Source organism: Bacillus sp. RHFS10 (assembly GCF_016757475.1).
Lineage (GTDB): Bacteria > Bacillota > Bacilli > Bacillales > Bacillaceae > Bacillus > Bacillus subtilis_G.
Genome location: NZ_JAESPO010000002.1, coordinates 212,593 through 229,502 on the forward strand (window position 1 = coordinate 212,593; position 16,910 = coordinate 229,502).

The 16,910-nt window shown below is 45.1% G+C and carries 16 protein-coding genes; 10 read left to right on the plus strand and 6 right to left on the minus strand.

The genetic code is table 11. From position 1 onward, the window contains the following. Nucleotides 1–9: 9 nt before the first annotated feature. Together JMN17_RS07745 and JMN17_RS07750 are read left to right on the plus strand one after the other, a co-directional pair. Entirely contained in the window at nucleotides 10–933 is a 924-nt protein-coding gene (locus JMN17_RS07745) for a DMT family transporter (protein ID WP_202328227.1), read from the plus strand. 222 nt (nucleotides 934–1,155) lie between these two features. Then, entirely contained in the window at nucleotides 1,156–1,593 is a 438-nt protein-coding gene (locus JMN17_RS07750; RefSeq protein ID WP_202327840.1) for a hypothetical protein, read from the plus strand. 30 nt (nucleotides 1,594–1,623) lie between these two features. On the opposite strand, the gene JMN17_RS07755 is transcribed toward JMN17_RS07750, so the two are convergent. Together JMN17_RS07755 and JMN17_RS07760 are read right to left on the minus strand one after the other, a co-directional pair. Then, nucleotides 1,624–2,181 (minus strand): DUF2812 domain-containing protein, encoded by a 558-nt coding sequence (locus tag JMN17_RS07755; protein ID WP_202327841.1) that lies wholly within the window; start codon nucleotides 2,179–2,181, stop codon nucleotides 1,624–1,626. 2 nt (nucleotides 2,182–2,183) lie between these two features. Next, nucleotides 2,184–2,516 carry a helix-turn-helix transcriptional regulator gene (locus JMN17_RS07760; RefSeq protein WP_087992017.1) on the minus strand — a complete coding sequence of 111 codons (333 nt, stop codon included), beginning with the start codon at nucleotides 2,514–2,516 and terminating at the stop codon, nucleotides 2,184–2,186. A 154-nt stretch (nucleotides 2,517–2,670) separates the two neighbouring features. Here JMN17_RS07760 and JMN17_RS07765 point away from each other — a divergent pair, with 154 nt between their 5' ends. Both JMN17_RS07765 and dbpA read left to right on the plus strand, forming a co-directional pair. After that, complete coding sequence (locus JMN17_RS07765; protein ID WP_202327842.1) at nucleotides 2,671–3,819, plus strand: rhamnogalacturonan acetylesterase; 1,149 nt, start codon at nucleotides 2,671–2,673, stop codon at nucleotides 3,817–3,819. Nucleotides 3,820–3,900: 81 nt separating this feature from the next. Further along, entirely contained in the window at nucleotides 3,901–5,340 is a 1,440-nt protein-coding gene (gene dbpA, locus JMN17_RS07770) for an ATP-dependent RNA helicase DbpA (RefSeq protein ID WP_087992015.1), read from the plus strand. A gap of 18 nt (nucleotides 5,341–5,358) precedes the next feature. On the opposite strand, the gene JMN17_RS07775 is transcribed toward dbpA, so the two are convergent. Then, nucleotides 5,359–6,645: an MFS transporter gene (locus JMN17_RS07775; RefSeq protein WP_087992014.1), complete on the minus strand. Its 1,287-nt coding sequence runs from the start codon at nucleotides 6,643–6,645 to the stop codon at nucleotides 5,359–5,361. 205 nt (nucleotides 6,646–6,850) lie between these two features. Between JMN17_RS07775 and JMN17_RS07780 the strand changes: the two genes are divergently transcribed. The 3 genes from JMN17_RS07780 (at nucleotide 6,851) to bglS (ending at nucleotide 9,935) form a co-directional block, all read left to right on the plus strand. Beyond that, nucleotides 6,851–7,531 (plus strand): hypothetical protein, encoded by a 681-nt coding sequence (locus JMN17_RS07780; protein WP_202327843.1) that lies wholly within the window; start codon nucleotides 6,851–6,853, stop codon nucleotides 7,529–7,531. 96 nt (nucleotides 7,532–7,627) lie between these two features. Then, a complete protein-coding gene (licT, locus tag JMN17_RS07785; RefSeq protein ID WP_087992012.1) occupies nucleotides 7,628–8,455 on the plus strand; it encodes a transcriptional antiterminator LicT in 828 nt (275 codons plus the stop codon). A 748-nt stretch (nucleotides 8,456–9,203) separates the two neighbouring features. Further along, nucleotides 9,204–9,935: a beta-glucanase gene (gene bglS / locus JMN17_RS07790; protein ID WP_087993272.1), complete on the plus strand. Its 732-nt coding sequence runs from the start codon at nucleotides 9,204–9,206 to the stop codon at nucleotides 9,933–9,935. A 384-nt stretch (nucleotides 9,936–10,319) separates the two neighbouring features. Here the strand turns inward: bglS and JMN17_RS07795 are convergent, their stop codons facing one another. Both JMN17_RS07795 and citH read right to left on the minus strand, forming a co-directional pair. Further along, nucleotides 10,320–10,901 (minus strand): DUF421 domain-containing protein, encoded by a 582-nt coding sequence (locus JMN17_RS07795; RefSeq protein ID WP_202327844.1) that lies wholly within the window; start codon nucleotides 10,899–10,901, stop codon nucleotides 10,320–10,322. Nucleotides 10,902–10,998: 97 nt separating this feature from the next. Then, a complete protein-coding gene (gene citH / locus JMN17_RS07800; protein WP_202327845.1) occupies nucleotides 10,999–12,279 on the minus strand; it encodes a citrate transporter CitH in 1,281 nt (426 codons plus the stop codon). A gap of 209 nt (nucleotides 12,280–12,488) precedes the next feature. Here citH and JMN17_RS07805 point away from each other — a divergent pair, with 209 nt between their 5' ends. The 3 genes from JMN17_RS07805 (at nucleotide 12,489) to JMN17_RS07815 (ending at nucleotide 15,661) form a co-directional block, all read left to right on the plus strand. Next, on the plus strand, nucleotides 12,489–14,549 hold the full coding sequence (locus JMN17_RS07805; protein WP_202327846.1) for a catalase: 2,061 nt from the start codon (nucleotides 12,489–12,491) through the stop codon (nucleotides 14,547–14,549). 49 nt (nucleotides 14,550–14,598) lie between these two features. Continuing rightward, nucleotides 14,599–14,889, plus strand: coding sequence for a hypothetical protein (locus JMN17_RS07810; RefSeq protein WP_087993269.1), 291 nt, complete (start codon nucleotides 14,599–14,601; stop codon nucleotides 14,887–14,889). A 97-nt stretch (nucleotides 14,890–14,986) separates the two neighbouring features. Beyond that, nucleotides 14,987–15,661, plus strand: a complete 675-nt coding sequence (locus JMN17_RS07815) for a DUF3298 and DUF4163 domain-containing protein (RefSeq protein ID WP_087993268.1) — start codon at nucleotides 14,987–14,989, stop codon at nucleotides 15,659–15,661. A gap of 42 nt (nucleotides 15,662–15,703) precedes the next feature. On the opposite strand, the gene JMN17_RS07820 is transcribed toward JMN17_RS07815, so the two are convergent. Beyond that, nucleotides 15,704–16,897 (minus strand): NupC/NupG family nucleoside CNT transporter, encoded by a 1,194-nt coding sequence (locus JMN17_RS07820; protein ID WP_202327847.1) that lies wholly within the window; start codon nucleotides 16,895–16,897, stop codon nucleotides 15,704–15,706. Nucleotides 16,898–16,910 lie beyond the last annotated feature (13 nt).

Sequence of the window (16,910 nt, forward strand, 5' to 3'; positions counted from 1 at the left end):
ATACACTTGATGCAGCAAGATCTCTCAATCATATCAAAACAAAAATCAACAGCCGTGCTGAAAATGGTCATCTCCATGGTGATTTTCGGTTCCATCGGCTTTTTCTCAGAGCATACCAATTTGCCGTCAGTTGAATTGGTATTCATCCGCTGCCTTTGCGCGACGCTATTTTTAAGCTTCTGCTGGCTGGCGTCCGGCCAGTATAAAACCGAAAAGTGGAGCAAGAGAGAAGTGCTGCAAACATTGGCGTGCGGTTTCTTTCTTGTATTCAACTGGGTGTTCTTATTTAAGTCTTTTGAAGAAACATCTGTCACGATCGCCATCTCGGTTTATCACCTTGCACCGGTGCTTGTTCTTCTCCTGGGGAGCATCATCTACAGAGAAAAATTAAACGTCATCTCCGTCAGTTCCATTATCATCTGTTTTCTGGGAACTGCGCTGATTTCCGGGATTAATGGCAGCACATCACTAACGCAGCTGATGGGATCAGGAATCATTTGGGCCGTTCTCGCCGCACTGTTTTATGCGTTCACTACTTTATTGGGAAAAGGCATTCACAACCTCAGCCCTTACGCGACCACCTTCCTGCAAACCGGTTTAGGGATCATTATCCTGATTCCGTTTATTCACTTTGGCGCTTTTGCCGGCCTGTCTCAGGGGAACTGGATCATGGTGGTGTCTACCGGTATCATTCATACAGGTATTGTGTATTTGCTGTTTTTTGACAGTTTGCGTTTTTTATCAACGAAATTTATTTCAATCATTGTCTTCCTCGACCCGGCTGTCGCAATCGTACTCGATACCGTCTTCACGGGTTTCCGCCCAGACCTCTATCAAACACTAGGCATCGTAATGATCTTTGCGGGCATGGCTTTGACGCTTGTCAGGAGGCGGGGGAAGGCGGATGTGGTTGCTGAGAATTCTCAAATGTAAAGAAAGCAGCTGTCGAAGGCAGCTGCTTTTGTTTTATTTCCAAACGTTCTCAAGCAGAACAGGAAATGTATCTAAAGAAATGAGTCTATAGTCATTATGTATGTGAGATGCATGATAAATCGCCATAATTTAGTATTTTAGAAGGATTCATCATCTTCTAATCATGATTATCATATTTAAAGGTGATAAAAAGAACTATACGAGAGCGGGAGGAATTACATAATGAAAAAGAAGAAATTGATCATGACCTTCGTTGCTTTTGTTATCGCATTGACAAGCTTTACAGCTATAGATCTTGCCGGTAACAAAGCCCAAGCAAAAGATTGGGTGAAAAAAGGCAGTATATGGACTACCCACTACCATTCAGGCTCTTTCAAAAACTATACGTACTCACCAACATTTCAGATTTGGTATCCAGGTCAAGGAACGAATGCGAGCATTACTGCAAAAGGATCTGGAAGCGGGAAAATAAAAGCCGAGATGCAACAGAAGACAAGTAAAGGGTGGAAAACCATTAAAACGTTTTATGCCAAGAAAAAAGGCTATACTAACCTGAACTACAGTAAAGCATCTAAGAGCTATAAAACAAAATACAGATTTAAATTCAGCAACACAGGAACGAAAAAAACGATTAACTATACGTTCGCTTCTCTTTATTAATCATTTTATGATTAAGCAAAACCCCAGCCTTCACTCAAGGTTGGGGTTTCTGCGTTTGACTCGCCAAATTCTAAAGACAGAGGCTGCGTAAGTGAGGATAGCCGGGATCGTGATGGTGATGAGAAAGACAAAAAGGATGTGTATGGTGTTATTAAGTATGGAAGCTTCAGCAGAAATAAACATACTCCTGATGACTGTGAAAGCCGCAGTAAGACAGAGCATGAACAATGTGATATAGCGGAGGGTATATTCACTTTGTTTGTATTTATCAATCATGGTTGAACGGTCGGAGTAAATCGGCTTCGTTCCGGGTGCGGCGGCAAAGATATGTGTGGTGTATTCAGAACAAACATGCTCCCATCCGGCATTTTCGAATATTTCAAGGTACTCATCTATGTTGTCATCATCGACGGCACGATAGTCTAAGCTGTAGATCAATTTCCGCGGTTCAGCTTTTCTAAGCTTATACCCCATAAACGCAAATGAATCGAGCACCCAGCCTTTGCCGGCCATATCGCTTAGTCTCTTCATATCCTTTTCTTCTGAAAACGCCAATCCTTCGGACATCATATATTTTTTCTGTTTCACGACTAATCCCCTTTCAATTGTTGAAAAGCGCGTTCTCCGTGTTCCGCCATCACTTTTCTGCGCTGAATTTCTTTTTTGAGTAATTCTTGGCCGCGCAGGGTGGTCTGGTATACTTTGCGGCGCGGGTTGTCATTGTTGATTAGCTCAATGATCTCTTTTTGCAGTAATTTCTTTAACAATGTATATAAAGTAGCCGGGCCGATCGTAAAGGAGTCATCGGTCATGTCCTCAATCTCCTGCATGATCGAATATCCGTGTTTTGGTTCCAGCAATGTTAAGACAATGTAATAGGCTGGATCGGTAAGCTGATCCATTTCCTGACGTTGTTTTGGCAAGGGGTCACCTCATTTCTTATATCAACTAATGATATATCACTTATTGATATAATAAAATATTCCTTTTGTTTTGTCAAATCTGCATTCAGTCATCATAAAGAAACAATCACCGAGTATGCATTAATGTATGCGTTTACATATAGGGGGAATCTTGATGAAAAAGTGGATGGCTGCGGGTTTTGTGATGATGTTGATGCTGTGTTCCGGTGGGATTGAGAGTGTGAAGGCGGCGGAGCCGAAGGTGTATCAGTTTGATTTTGGGAGCGGTTCGGTTGAGCCTGATTACATTGGTGTCAGGGCGTCTGATCGGTATGACCGGTCAACGGGCTACGGTTTTCAAACACCGGAGAATATGAAGGATGTGGCGGCATCCGGGACTGGTGTGAAGAGTGATGCGGTTCAGTTTTTGACGTATGGGACGAAAAGCGACAATACGTTTAGCGTGGATCTTCCGAATGGCCTTTACGAGGTGAAGGTGACGCTTGGCAATACGGCAAGGGCCAGTGTGGCGGCGGAGGGTGTGTTTCAGGTCATCAATATGACGGGGGACGGTGCGGAGGATACGTTCCAAATTCCTGTCACCGACGGGCAGCTGAATCTGCTGGTGACAGAGGGAAAAGCAGGCACCGCTTTTACGCTCAGTGCCTTGAAAATCAAGAAATTGTCTGATCAGCCGGTGACAAACCGAACCATTTATGTCGGCGGCGATTCGACGGTGTGCAATTATTATCCGCTCAACAGCAGCAAGCAGGCGGGCTGGGGGCAGATGCTGCCTCACTATGTCGACAAACACACCTTTCAAGTCAGAAACATGGCGTCAGGCGGGCAGATCGCGAGAGGGTTTCGAAATGACGGGCAGCTTGAGGCGATCTTGAAGTATATCAAGCCGGGAGATTATTTTATGTTGCAGCTCGGCATTAATGATACAAATCCGAAGCATCATGAATCTGAAGCGGAGTTTAAGGAGATGATGCGAGATATGATCCGCCAGGTGAAAGCGAAGGGTGCGGAAATTATCCTTTCAACACCACAGGGACGGGCGACAGATTTTACGTCTGAAGGCATTCATTCGTCTGTCAACCGATGGTACAGGGCTTCTATTTTGGCTTTGGCCGAAGAGGAGAAAACGCACCTCATTGACTTAAATGTCCTTAGTTCGGCTTACTTTACATCAATCGGTCCGGAAAAAACACTCGCGTTATATATGGACGGAGATACGCTGCATCCTAACCGCGCGGGAGCCGACGCACTGGCGCGGCTAGCCGTTCAGGAGTTGAAACGCCAGAGAATTGAAGGATTTTAATACGTCATTTTTCGGCAAAACACATATGCCTGTGTGAATTAGCGTATAATGAGAACATCTGCAAGAGACAGGAGTTTATACATGAGTCATTTTAAAAACTATCAAATCAGTCATGACATTTTACGAGCATTAGAAGGACTGGGATATACAGAACCGACCAAGGTGCAGCAGAGCGTGATCCCCGCTGCCTTAGAACGAAAGGATCTTGTCGTCAAATCACAGACGGGAAGCGGGAAAACGGCTTCATTCGGGATTCCTCTCTGTGAGCTGGCGGATTGGGACGAAAACAAGCCGCAGGCGCTTATTTTAACACCGACCCGTGAGCTTGCCGTACAAGTTAAAGAGGATATCACAAACATCGGACGCTTTAAACGAATCAAAGCGACTGCTGTGTTTGGAAAGTCATCCTTTGACAAACAAAAAGCTGAACTGAAGCAAAAAAGCCACATCGTTGTCGGCACGCCGGGACGTGTACTGGATCATATCGAAAAGGGCACGCTGCCGTTAGACCGTCTGTCCTATTTGGTGATTGATGAAGCCGATGAGATGTTGAATATGGGCTTCATCGAGCAGGTGGAGGCGATTATCAAGCATCTGCCGGTTGAGCGTACGACGATGCTGTTTTCGGCGACCCTGCCGGAGGATATTGAGAAATTAAGCCGGCAATACATGCAAAACCCGGAGCATATCGAAATCAAAGCGGCCGGTCTTACCACCAGGAATATTGAACATGCGGTGATTCAAGTACGAGAAGAGAATAAGTTTGCTTTGCTGAAAGATGTGCTGATGACGGAGAATCCTGACAGCTGCATCATTTTCTGCCGGACGAAAGAGCATGTCAATCAGCTGACCGATGAATTGGATAACTTAGGGTATCCGTGCGATAAAATACACGGCGGAATGATTCAGGAAGACCGTTTCGATGTCATGGATGAATTTAAACGGGGCGAGTACCGTTACTTAGTCGCGACAGATGTCGCCGCGCGCGGGATTGATATTGAAAATATCTCTCTTGTCATCAACTATGATCTGCCGCTTGAGAAGGAAAGCTACGTCCACCGCACAGGCCGGACGGGGCGCGCAGGAAACAAAGGAAAGGCCATTTCGTTTGTCACGGCCTTCGAAAAACGGTTTTTAGCTGACATTGAAGAATATATCGGGTTTGAGATTCAACAAATAGAAGCCCCTTCTCAAGAAGAAGTGGCCAAGAAGAAACCTGATTTTCTATCCAAATTGAATGACCGTCCGGAATTCAAAAAGGACAAAAGCGAAGAGCTGAATAAAGACATTATGAAGCTGTATTTTAACGGCGGAAAGAAAAAGAAAATCAGAGCTGTTGATTTTGTAGGAACGATTGCCAAAATTGACGGTGTGTCAACTGATGACATCGGCATTATCACGATCATGGATAACGCCTCTTACGTGGAAATTTTAAACGGAAAAGGCCCTCAAGTTCTCAAAGTGATGAAAAACACAACCGTCAAAGGGAAAAAGCTCAAGGTGAATAAAGCGAATAAATGATGAATGACCTGCTCCCAGTTAAAGGGGCAGGTCATTTTGCTGCTGGCTTATATCCGCGCTGGTCTCCTCCGGGACAAAAGCGAGGATCACAATGCCGATTACAAATAGAACAATCAGGCTGAACACCGCAGTCGAGGATCTCCCGGTAACCTGAGCGGTAACGGCAATGAGCAGCGGTCCCATAATCGAAGCGAATTTTCCGAAAATGTTGTAAAAGCCGAAGAATTCATTGGCGTGGCGCTTTGGCACGAGCTTGGCGAAATAAGAACGGCTGAGGGCTTGAATGCCGCCCTGCGAAGTGGCGACAAGCATGGCCAGTATCCAGAAATCTAGCGTTGTCTCCATAAAATAAGCGTACACACAGACAATCATATAAATGACGATTCCAACGTACAGCATTGTTTTTCCCGTAAAGCGTTCTGCCATTTTTCCGTATACAATGGAAAACGGCGCGGCGACGACTTGAGTGACAAACAGGATGATCAGGAGGCTTGAGGGGCTGATCCCTAAATCAGACCCATAGGAAGTCGACATCGTAATAATCGTGCCGACTCCGTCGATATAAAAGAAATAAGCAAGCAAAAAGAGGAACAGCGCCCGGTACTGCCTAATCCGTTTCATCGTTTGGCCGAGCCGCTTAAAGCTGTTGATAACAATATGAGGTTCTCTTTTGATGAAATAGCGCTGATGGACATGTTTCAGCATCGGGATGGTAAACAGCCCCCACCAGGCAGCCGTTATGAAAAAGGACAGCTGGCTTGCGGCCGATACAGACAGCGGAATCGACTCTGCTTGAGCAAGCAGGATGACAGCAATGCTGATGATAAATGGAATCGTGCTTCCTATGTAGCCTAAGCCAAAACCCCGTGCAGAGATGAGGTTCATTCGGTTCTCCGGGGTGACGTCAACGAGAAAGGCATCGTAAAACACGTTGGCGCCGGAAAAACCGATAGCTGATATCGTATAAAACAGCAATAAAAGCAGCCAATGTTCACTCGGAATAAAGGCTAGCATCGCGGTGCTGGCAACACCGGCTGACACAAAGAAACCGAAAAACTTTTTTTTGCACCCTTCATAGTCGGCGATCGTGCCTAAAATCGGCCCGAGCATCGCAAGAATAAACGTTGAAATCGCAATGGTATATCCCAAATAGGCAGTCGATTGAGCAGCTCCGACACCGCCTTCCGCAGCAGCTGCTTTATAAAACAACGGAAACACCGCGGTGGTCACGACAATCGAGTATGCAGAATTTGCCCAGTCATATAAAATCCAGCTGTTTTCTTGTTTCGTAAAACGTTTCATCACAAGCCCCCTCCTCTGGTAACAATACTTTTATTGTACGAGAAATGGGGCTGAAAAGAATGGAAATCACGTAAATTTTTACAAAATGTTTATGTTTTTGCGTTCCAAATCATACTTTTGGTTTATTGATGGGGATAGGTGTATCTGGTACCATTTAACTACATTTTACGTATTTTCCAGAAGGGATTCAGCAGAGAGGAGACAGAGCATGAGGCGAATAGGCTTGTGTATAAGCCTGCTGGTCACAGTTCTTGTGATGAGCGCATGCGAAAGTGAAGATGAGGCTCAGACGTTTGCAGATCGTGATCAAGAGACGGTCAAACAAACCACAGCCAAACCGATGAGCAATAAGAATAAACAGGACTTCCAGACCCTCCCAAGCGATATGCAGCTGGCGATTGTATTCAGTTCCATGATACGTGTAAGCGAAGCATTTGATTATGGAATCGGCAATCCTGAATACTTTGTTCGGAGCAGCATGACTGAAGAAGAAGCAGACATTGCGAAGGAGAACCTTGGAGCGATTCAACATGCAAACAAACCGCTCAAAAAACAAAACACCGAGGCAATCGCTTTGCTTCAAAAAACCCGCAATCATGGAATGAGCCGCAACGAAATGCAGCAGCTGAAAGAAAATCGTGCTGCTTTTTTTGAGATCACAGAACGTATGATCAAACTCATCAGCCAAGTCACACCGAAAAACGCGAAGAAGACAAGACAGCAGCTGGATCAGCTGAAAAAACAATATACGCAATACAGTGCCGAAAGCGTCAAAATCATGAACAGCATTGTCAAAAAGCAGGGGGCTGACAAGGCAGCATTTGAACGACATCTGGAGGCACTGCTTCAAAAACAGCCCGGGCAGCCGGTGCTGAGTGGATTGTATTGACCTGCTTCCTGCTCTTTCCCTGATGATATTGACCTAGTACAAAAAGAATGTACAATCAAGGTGTAGTTTGTTCTTAGTTGATTGGAGGAACATGTCATGAAAATTGCGAAGGTGATCAACAATAACGTGATCAGCGTGGTCAATGAACAGGGAAAAGAATTGGTCATCATGGGCAGGGGGCTCGCGTTCCAGAAAAAGACCGGCGATGATGTCGATGAAGACCGCATTGAGAAGGTGTTCACGCTCGATAACAAGGATGTATCAGAAAAATTCAAAACCCTTTTGTATGATATACCGATCGAGTGTATGGAAGTATCCGAAGAGATTATCAGCTATGCGAAATTAAAGCTCGGCAAAAAGCTCAACGACAGCATCTATGTGTCGCTGACCGACCATATTAACTTCGCCATCCAGCGCAATCAGAAAGGGCTTGATATCAAAAACGCCTTGCTGTGGGAAACAAAGCGGCTGTACAAAGACGAGTTTGCAATCGGAAAAGAAGCGCTGCACATGGTGAAAAACAAGACTGGCGTGTCTCTGCCGGAGGATGAAGCTGGCTTTATTGCCATGCATATCGTAAATGCCGAGCTGAATGAAGAGATGCCTAATATCATCAATATTACAAAAGTCATGCAAGAGATTTTGAGTATCGTAAAATACCATTTTAAGATTGAATTCAACGAAGAAACGCTTCACTATTATCGGTTTGTCACCCATTTGAAGTTTTTCGCGCAGCGTCTTTTTAATGGCACGCACATGGAAAGCCAGGACGATTTTTTACTGGAGACAGTGATAGAAAAGTACCATCACGCGTATGAATGCACGAAAAAAATCCAAACCTACATTGAGCGGGAGTATAAACACAAGCTCACCAGTGACGAGCTGCTGTATTTAACGATTCACATCGAAAGGGTCGTCAAATGAAAGCGTTGACATTTTTATTTTCTTGTGTTGATTTTTTCTTACATTCACATATGAGGATGTTAGGATTGTTACTGCTAAGCAGGCAAAACCTAAATTGCAATGAGTGCGGATGATCTCTGTCTGTACTGATGGTAATTTAGGTTTTTATTTTTTTCAGAGGGTGATGAGGGCGTTTCATAGGATTGTTACTGGTCAGGCAGGCAAAACCTAAACTACTCGTTCCTATTGCGATAGGGGTAGTTTAGGTTTTTTATTTTTTAGCAGAAGGGATGAAAAATGGGGATTCTTAGCAGCGGCAAAAGGCATTTTACAGCTGGCCGGCGTGGAAGAAAATGCGTTTTCTTCTAAATAAGGGATTCTCTTTGTTCCAGGGATACGAATCACTTCATTTGCCATCGTCTATGCAAGTGCAAGCTGAGCCGGCGTACAATTTTTCAGAGCGGCTATCTCTTGTACTCGATCAACAAATCATCGACTCTTCGGCCGCTTGTATCTCGATTCATTTCCGGAACTAATTCCTTCCTTTTCATAAAAGCGCAGCGTTGAAGAAGGAATACCAAACATGTTGAATTCAATACATTCATCACTTTCATTTTGTTAAAGTTGAGTCTAAGTATAATCTAAAAATGATAGTACAGGATTCTAGTAAGTAAGATTCTTTATTATCATTATTTTGACCGATGTTCCCTTTATAAAAATCATGTATGATCGACAAAGAAAACGCTTTCTCAGAAAGGGGAATGCCAACATGTCATCTTGTATGAAAAGAGTGTTGTTGATTCTTGTCACTGGATTGTTTATGAGTTTTTCTGCAGTCACTTCTAATGCCTCGGCTCAAACAGGTGGATCGTTTTTTGACCCTTTTAACAGCTATAACTCCGGATTATGGCAAAAAGCAAATGGTTATTCGAATGGAAATATGTTTAACTGCACTTGGCGTGCAAATAACGTATCAATGACGTCATTAGGTGAAATGCGTTTGGCGCTAACAAGTCCATCTTATAACAAGTTTGACTGCGGGGAAAACCGCTCTGTTCAAACATATGGATATGGACTTTATGAAGTCAGAATGAAACCAGCTAAAAACACAGGGATCGTTTCATCGTTCTTCACTTACACAGGACCAACGGATGGAACTCCTTGGGATGAGATTGATATCGAATTTTTAGGAAAAGACACAACAAAGGTTCAATTTAACTATTATACAAATGGTGCAGGAAACCATGAGAAGATAGTGGATCTCGGATTTGATGCAGCCACTGCTCATCATACGTATGCGTTCGATTGGCAGCCAAACTCTATTAAATGGTATGTCGATGGGCAATTAAAACATACTGCGACAAGCCAAATTCCGAAAACACCAGGAAAGATCATGATGAACTTGTGGAATGGTACGGGTGTTGATGAATGGCTCGGTTCCTACAATGGTGTAACACCGCTATACGCTCATTACGACTGGGTGCGTTATACAAAAAAATAATGTCAAATGTAATAAGAGCCTGCTGCTTCAATAATAGCCATGCTCTTATGATTGTAATGTGAAATTGTTGGCATGAATCTTCTGGTCTGGGCAATACTTACCGAGATTATATCAGTCCTCCTTTGATTCATAAAAATCAGTTTTTTATCGGTCTGATTAATCCAATGTTTTCAGATACGTTAGGAAAAAAACACCTAGAAGACTAGATGCAAATGATCAAAGCTACGGATATCATATTTTAATCGTAGATGTAAAAACCGGCAAAGCAATCGATTCTTTCAGCGTTTTCAATTACTACTATGCATGGGGTGTTAAAAGTCTGCCAGTCATTTCATATATCCAATAAGGTCATTCGCTCGGGCTGTTTCCGCACAAGGAACAGCCTTATTTTAGTTTGCCAGAAGGTGTAGAATGACCGTTTTTTATTTCTTGAAAAATGTTTTCTTGATTTTCTGGTTCAGGCTGTTGAACTGTGTTTGCGGCCGGCATATTCATCAATTTCTTGAATTCACCAATCGTGAGCGGTTTCTTGTCATCACGCAATTCATATCCTATTTGGCCGTTCGCTTCAATCGTTGCATTCTTAATGTCCTTTATGCTGGAGATTCCATGAATCCTCAATCGCATTTCAAGCTGGTCAACTGTCAGCCGCAGTTTTTTCATATTTTCTATATTGAGTTTGCCATCTTCAATCACTAATTTCGCTTTGCCGGTTAAGAACTTTTCCATCCAATTGGCCTTCACCTGGAACCATTCCATGAGTATTAAAGCCGCAGTAAAAATACCGGCTGCCACAAGGGTTTTCCATAAACTTGTCTCTATAATCGGCTGGACAATAATCGTTCCAATGGAAATCATCACCACAGTTTGTGCTAATGTCATCTGGGAGATTGACTTTCTTCCTGAAATTCTTAGCAATATGATGCCGGATATAATTAAAATGAGTGCTTCCCAAGCAAAATTCATGCAATCACCTTTATATTTTGATTTTTCCATAGTATGGTCTTCGATTTTTAAATTATGCAGAACAAAAGGATTTCCGCCAGCGGAAATCCTTTTCTCATTAAAACGAAATAATCCCAATCAAAAGCGCCGCAATCGTCATCACAATCGTTGTCCCCACGGCCCATTTGATGGTGAATTTTTGATGGTCGCCAAAGCTGACGCCTGCCATTCCGACCAATAGATAGGTGGAAGGCACAAGCGGGCTGAGGAGGTGCACCGGCTGGCCCAGCAAGGAGGCCCTTCCGATCTCGGCGGCGTCTATTCCGTAAGCGGTAGCGGCTTCTGCGATGATCGGAAGAACACCGAAGTAAAAGGCGTCATTCGACATGAAAAAGGTGAATGGCATGCTGACGATAGCTGTGATTAACGGCAGGTGCGGGCCCATGGCCTCAGGGATGAGTGAAACGAGAGAATGGGCCATCGCATCCACCATTTTCGTGCCTGAAAGAATGCCTGTGAATATGCCTGCCGCAAACACCATCGAGACAACGTTTAACGCGTTTCCCGCATGCGCCGAGATCCGTTTCTGCTGCTCTTTGACATTTGGGTAGTTGACCATCAAGGCGATGGCGAACGCGGTCATAAAAAGAACAGGGAGCGGAAGCAGGCTGGTGATCAGCGCAGCCATGAGGGCGACAGTCAGCAGAAGATTAAACCATTGGAGAGCGGGACGCTTGAGCGGATCTGCATCCTGATCGGAGGCAGGCGCGTGTTCAATCGAAATGACGCCGAGCCGCTTCCGCTCTTTTTTTCCGAGGATATAACTGACTGCAATCACCCAGAGAATGCCGGCGATCATAGCGGGAATCAGCGGTGTGAAGACCTCCGACGTGTCCAATTTCAAGGAAGCCAAAACCCTCGCAGTCGGCCCGCCCCACGGAATAATATTCATGACTCCCGAACCGAGCATCGCAATTCCGGCCAATACCAATCGATTCATGCCGAGCCGTTTGTACAGAGGCAGCATAGCCGCAATGGTAAGCATATAGGTTGTTGTCCCATCCCCGTCCAGCGAAATGGTCATCGTCAGAACCGCTGTGCCGACGGCGATTTTTAACGGGTCTCCTTTGACAAGCGATAAGATTTTGGCAATGAGAGGATCAAACAAACCGGAGTCAATCATTATGCCGAAATACAGGATGGCAAATAACAGCATAATGCCGGTCGGAGCGAGGTCTGTTACACCTTGAATCATCATCTCGCCAAGATCTTTGCCAAATCCGCTGATCAAGGCAAATGCAACAGGAACAACAATCAATGCAATAAGAGCGGAAAGCCGGTTAGACATAATCAGGTACATAAAGACAATGATCATCACAAAACCGAGTATGGCAAGCACGCTATGACCTCCCTCAGTCGATTTTAAGTAAGCGCTTCCACCTTTTCTTTCTGAACAGAAGGCTTATTTCAAATATGTATGTCCTCATACTGATAGGTAGACCTAAAATCCTATTGAACGGATTAGCAGTTTATCTGAAGAAGGCCGCGGGTAAATGTGCTGTAGAATGTTTCGTTTTAGATATGGAATCAATAAAAGGGGGAACGGACATGAGTGATGATCAAAGCAAACGTGTAAATGAACACTTAAAGGACGAGCAGCTTGAGCAGTACAGAGCCGATAACAGCGGGAAGAAAATGACGACAAACCAAGGCGTGCGGGTGTCAGAGGATGAGCACTCGTTAAAAGCCGGGGTTCGCGGTCCGACGCTGATGGAGGATTTTCACTTCCGGGAGAAGATGACGCACTTTGACCATGAGAGGATTCCGGAGCGTGTTGTGCATGCGCGCGGGTATGGCGTACATGGCTTTTTTCAGGTTTACGAGCCGATGGCCGAGTATACACGGGCCAAATTTCTTCAGGACCCTTCAGTGAAGACACCGGTATTTGTCCGGTTTTCGACGGTCGCGGGTTCTAAAGGCTCCGCAGACACGGTGCGCGACGCCAGAGGCTTTGCGACGAAATTTTATACGGAAGAAGGAAATTATGATCTTGTGGGAAATAACATCCCGGTGTTTTTCATTCAGGATGCGATCAAATTTCCGGACTTGGTTCACGCGTTTAAGCCTGAACCTCATAATGAAATGCCTCAAGCCGCGACCGCTCATGATACGTTTTGGGATTTTGTCGCCAACAATCCTGAGTCAGCGCATATGGTGATGTGGACGATGTCTGACAGAGGCATCCCTCGCAGCTACAGAATGATGGAGGGCTTCGGCGTTCACACATTCCGTTTTGTTAATGAACAAGGAAAGGCGCGTTTCGTGAAATTCCATTGGAAGCCAGTGCTCGGCGTGCATTCTCTCGTATGGGATGAAGCGCAGAAAATTGCCGGGAAAGATCCCGACTTCCACCGCCGCGACTTGTGGGAAACGATTGAAAACGGCGGCATGGTTGAATATGAGCTCGGCGTGCAAATGATTGATGAAGAAGATGAGTTCAAATTTGATTTTGATATTCTTGACCCAACCAAGCTGTGGCCGGAAGAGCTCGTGCCGGTGAAAATCATTGGGAAAATGACGCTGAACCGCAACCAGGACAATGTGTTTGCGGAAACAGAACAAGTCGCATTCCACCCGGGAAATGTCGTGCCGGGCATCGATTTTACAAATGACCCGCTTCTGCAGGGCCGGCTTTTCTCTTATACGGACACACAGCTGATCCGTCTTGGCGGCCCGAACTTCCATGAGATTCCGATTAACCGCCCGGTATGTCCGTTCCATAACAACCAGTACGACGGCTATCACCGGATGACGATCAATAAGGGGCCGGTCGCTTATCATAAAAACTCTCTGCAAAACAATGACCCGTCGCCTGCGACAGCCGAAGAAGGCGGCTATGTCCACTATCAGGAAAAAGTCGAGGGCAAAAAAATCCGCCAGCGGAGCGACAGCTTCAACGATTATTACGCACAGGCGAAGCTGTTCTGGAACAGCATGTCTCCTGTCGAGAAACAGCACATCATCTCCGCCTTCTGCTTCGAGGTCGGGAAGGTCAAGAGCAAGGATGTGCAGCGGCAGGTCGTTGATGTCTTCAGCAATGTGGATGAAGGCTTAGCGGAAGAAATCGCCAAAGGAGTAGGTGTGGCGCCGCCGGCGAAACGTAATGCGTCTAAAGAAATCCTGACCTCGCCTGCGTTAAGCCAAGCCCGCACAGTGAAAACAGCGTCATCAAGAAAAGTGGCTGTTCTCGCTGGAAACGGATTTCATGAAAAAGAGCTGCAAACCGTGCTGGATGCCTTAAAGCAAGAAGGGATCACAGCGGATATCATCAGCCAAACGCTGGGGTACATCACGAGCGGCAACGGCCGGCAGCTTGAGGCAGGCGGCACGTTCCTGACAACTGACTCTGTTCTGTATGATGCCGTCTATGCCGCGGGAGGACCAGAGTTAAAAGACGACAAACACGCGATGGCGTTTATCAGAGAAGCCTACAATCACTATAAGGCGATCGGTGCGGCAAATGAAGGAATTGATCTTCTTCAATCAGCTGTCGGGACAACAGAGGGGCCGGGCCTTGTGACTGCTAAAGATGAAGCTGATTACAACGCCTTCAGCAAGACGTTTATCGAGGCGGTCGCCGCTCACCGCCATTGGGATAGACGAATGTGATCCGCTCCTGTATCTTAAAAGAAGATACTTTTCATAAGGAGCATGACAGATGAACGAAAAACAGCTCGCCGAAGCTTACGAACGCGATGAAAATATGATGATTTTGGTGTTTGCCCAATGGTGCGTCAACCATGACCTTGATCCGCTGGAGCTGTACGCCAAGGCGTATCCGCAGCAAAAGCTCAATGAAAGTTTGAGAAAAACCATGGACGAACTGGCCGTGCCGAAACACGAATCCGAGCACATTCCGGACCAGACCGTCATTGCGGTGTTGGAGATGTTTGGAAATATAGATTTGGCACAAGCGGTTCATGAAGCGATTTTGGAGCGTAAACAGTAAAAAAAGAGGCATCTTGTCTCTTTTTTTATTTGGAAACTTCTTTTGATTTTATCAGTACTAGGGAATGATAAACAACGACACCAAAGGAGGAGAGTGTATGAAATGGAATAACATGCTGAAAGCCGCGGGGGTTGCAGTTTTGCTTTTTTCTGTATTTGCCTATGCTGCGGCTCCATCATTAAAAGCGTTTCAAGCGAAAACACCGGCTGTCAGCAGCCATACGTACAAAAAGATTAAGGAATTAAAGTATCCTCAGGTGCATCACATCGGAAATGCCGCGTTTGAAAAGAAAATCAATCAAGAGCTGAAAGCCTACATTGAACAATCGTATCAAGAATACTTAAAAAACAAAAAAGCCGGTGAACAGCAGGGTTTCAAAGCGGAATATCAAACATCGTTCAGCGTCAAATATAATGCGGCGGGCAAGCTTAGCATTCAAACACTCAATTATATATATTCAGGCGGCGCCCATGGTTTAACGTCTGTTCAGTCCTTCAACTATGACTTGAAAACCAAAAAGCGGGTGACACTGAATCAGATTCTGAATACCAAAACAAAAGTCAGCAAAACGAAAGATTATCTATACAGCTATATCAAAAAACACGACACGCTGTTTTTCCCAGATGTAAAGAAAGAAGATATTACCCTTAACAAAGACACAGTGTTTTACTTTACGAAAAACGGAATCGCCATCGTCTTCGGCCAGTATGAATTAGGGCCTTATGCGGCCGGAATCCGTGATGTGCAGGTGCCTTCGTCTATTTATCAATAATCAAAAAAGCCATATCCGGGAAAGGGATATGGCTCAAGGTTTTTACCACACAAACAGGCCGACAATCGCAGCACTTAGTAAAGATACCGCAATTCCGCTGACGAGCAATTTCCACACGTTTTTTCCGATGACCGTTGACTTTTCGCCGTCAAGGATCGAGTTGTACGTGCCGTAAATCATGCCGACAGTACTGAAGTTGGCAAATGACGTCAGGAATGTCGTCGCCACCGCAACGGTGTGAGGCGGAAGTGATGTGAGATTTTCTTTCAAGTCAAGCATCGCAACAAACTCGTTCGTTGCCAATTTCATTCCCATCAGCTGAGCGACATACATCGCATCGTGTACCGGCAGCCCAAGCAGGAATGCGAACGGACTGAAGAGATAAGCGAAGATTGTCTGGATGGTCAGGCCGTGGACGAAAACGCCAAGAATGCCATTGACCGCTGACGTTAACGCGACATATCCGATCACCATTGCTAAAATAACGATAACCATGTTCATGCCGACAAGCATACTGTTAGAAATTGTAGAGAAAAAGTCTTTCTTCTCTTCTTTAGGCGGCGTATAGATGATATCTTCATCCTCCGGCACGTGAACAGGATTCAGCAGGTTTGCGATAATCAGCGCGTTTAAGCAGTTCAAAGGAATCGCTGTAAACACGTATGTCGCCGGCACCATTGACAGATAAGATCCAATAATGGAGCCGCTGATGCTGCTCATGCTCATCAAGCCGAACGTGAGCAGGCGGTTGTTGTTTAATACCGTCAGCTGCTGGCGGATGACCGCAAGTGCTTCAGTATTTCCCAAAAACATCATTTGAATAGAGAAAAAGCTCTCTAATTTCGGCAAGCGGGAAGCCTTTGAAATCAACCAGCCGATTTTATCAATCATCCAAGGCAAAATGCCGAAATAGGTTAAAATATCAAAGAATGTGACGATAAAGATAATTGGAAGAAGCGCGCTAAAGAAAAAGTCTACTGTTTCATTCGCCATCACTGACGGGAAGGCAAACGCGATACCATCACTGGCGCAAGCAATCAGCCAAGTGAAGAAATCACCAATTTTACCGATGGTCCAGCTCCCGATTTTTGTTCCCAGCATAAACCAAGTAATCAGCAATTCCAGAACAATTAACGTAATGATCGGGCGCCACTTGATTTTCTTTTTCTGCGGAGAACATAGGAATACAACTGCCATAATCACAATGAGACCGACAAGGTTTAATAAAAAGTACATGATAGCAACTCCT

Coding starts and splice junctions, on each gene's coding strand:
- JMN17_RS07745 (WP_202328227.1), top strand. CDS start 10: ATGCAGCAAGATCTCTCAATCATATCAAAACAAAAATCAACAGCCGTG.
- JMN17_RS07750 (WP_202327840.1), top strand. CDS start 1,156: ATGAAAAAGAAGAAATTGATCATGACCTTCGTTGCTTTTGTTATCGCA.
- JMN17_RS07765 (WP_202327842.1), top strand. CDS start 2,671: ATGAAAAAGTGGATGGCTGCGGGTTTTGTGATGATGTTGATGCTGTGT.
- dbpA (WP_087992015.1), top strand. CDS start 3,901: ATGAGTCATTTTAAAAACTATCAAATCAGTCATGACATTTTACGAGCA.
- JMN17_RS07780 (WP_202327843.1), top strand. CDS start 6,851: ATGAGGCGAATAGGCTTGTGTATAAGCCTGCTGGTCACAGTTCTTGTG.
- licT (WP_087992012.1), top strand. CDS start 7,628: ATGAAAATTGCGAAGGTGATCAACAATAACGTGATCAGCGTGGTCAAT.
- bglS (WP_087993272.1), top strand. CDS start 9,204: ATGTCATCTTGTATGAAAAGAGTGTTGTTGATTCTTGTCACTGGATTG.
- JMN17_RS07795 (WP_202327844.1), bottom strand. CDS start 10,901: ATGAATTTTGCTTGGGAAGCACTCATTTTAATTATATCCGGCATCATA.
- JMN17_RS07805 (WP_202327846.1), top strand. CDS start 12,489: ATGAGTGATGATCAAAGCAAACGTGTAAATGAACACTTAAAGGACGAG.
- JMN17_RS07810 (WP_087993269.1), top strand. CDS start 14,599: ATGAACGAAAAACAGCTCGCCGAAGCTTACGAACGCGATGAAAATATG.
- JMN17_RS07815 (WP_087993268.1), top strand. CDS start 14,987: ATGAAATGGAATAACATGCTGAAAGCCGCGGGGGTTGCAGTTTTGCTT.
- JMN17_RS07820 (WP_202327847.1), bottom strand. CDS start 16,897: ATGTACTTTTTATTAAACCTTGTCGGTCTCATTGTGATTATGGCAGTT.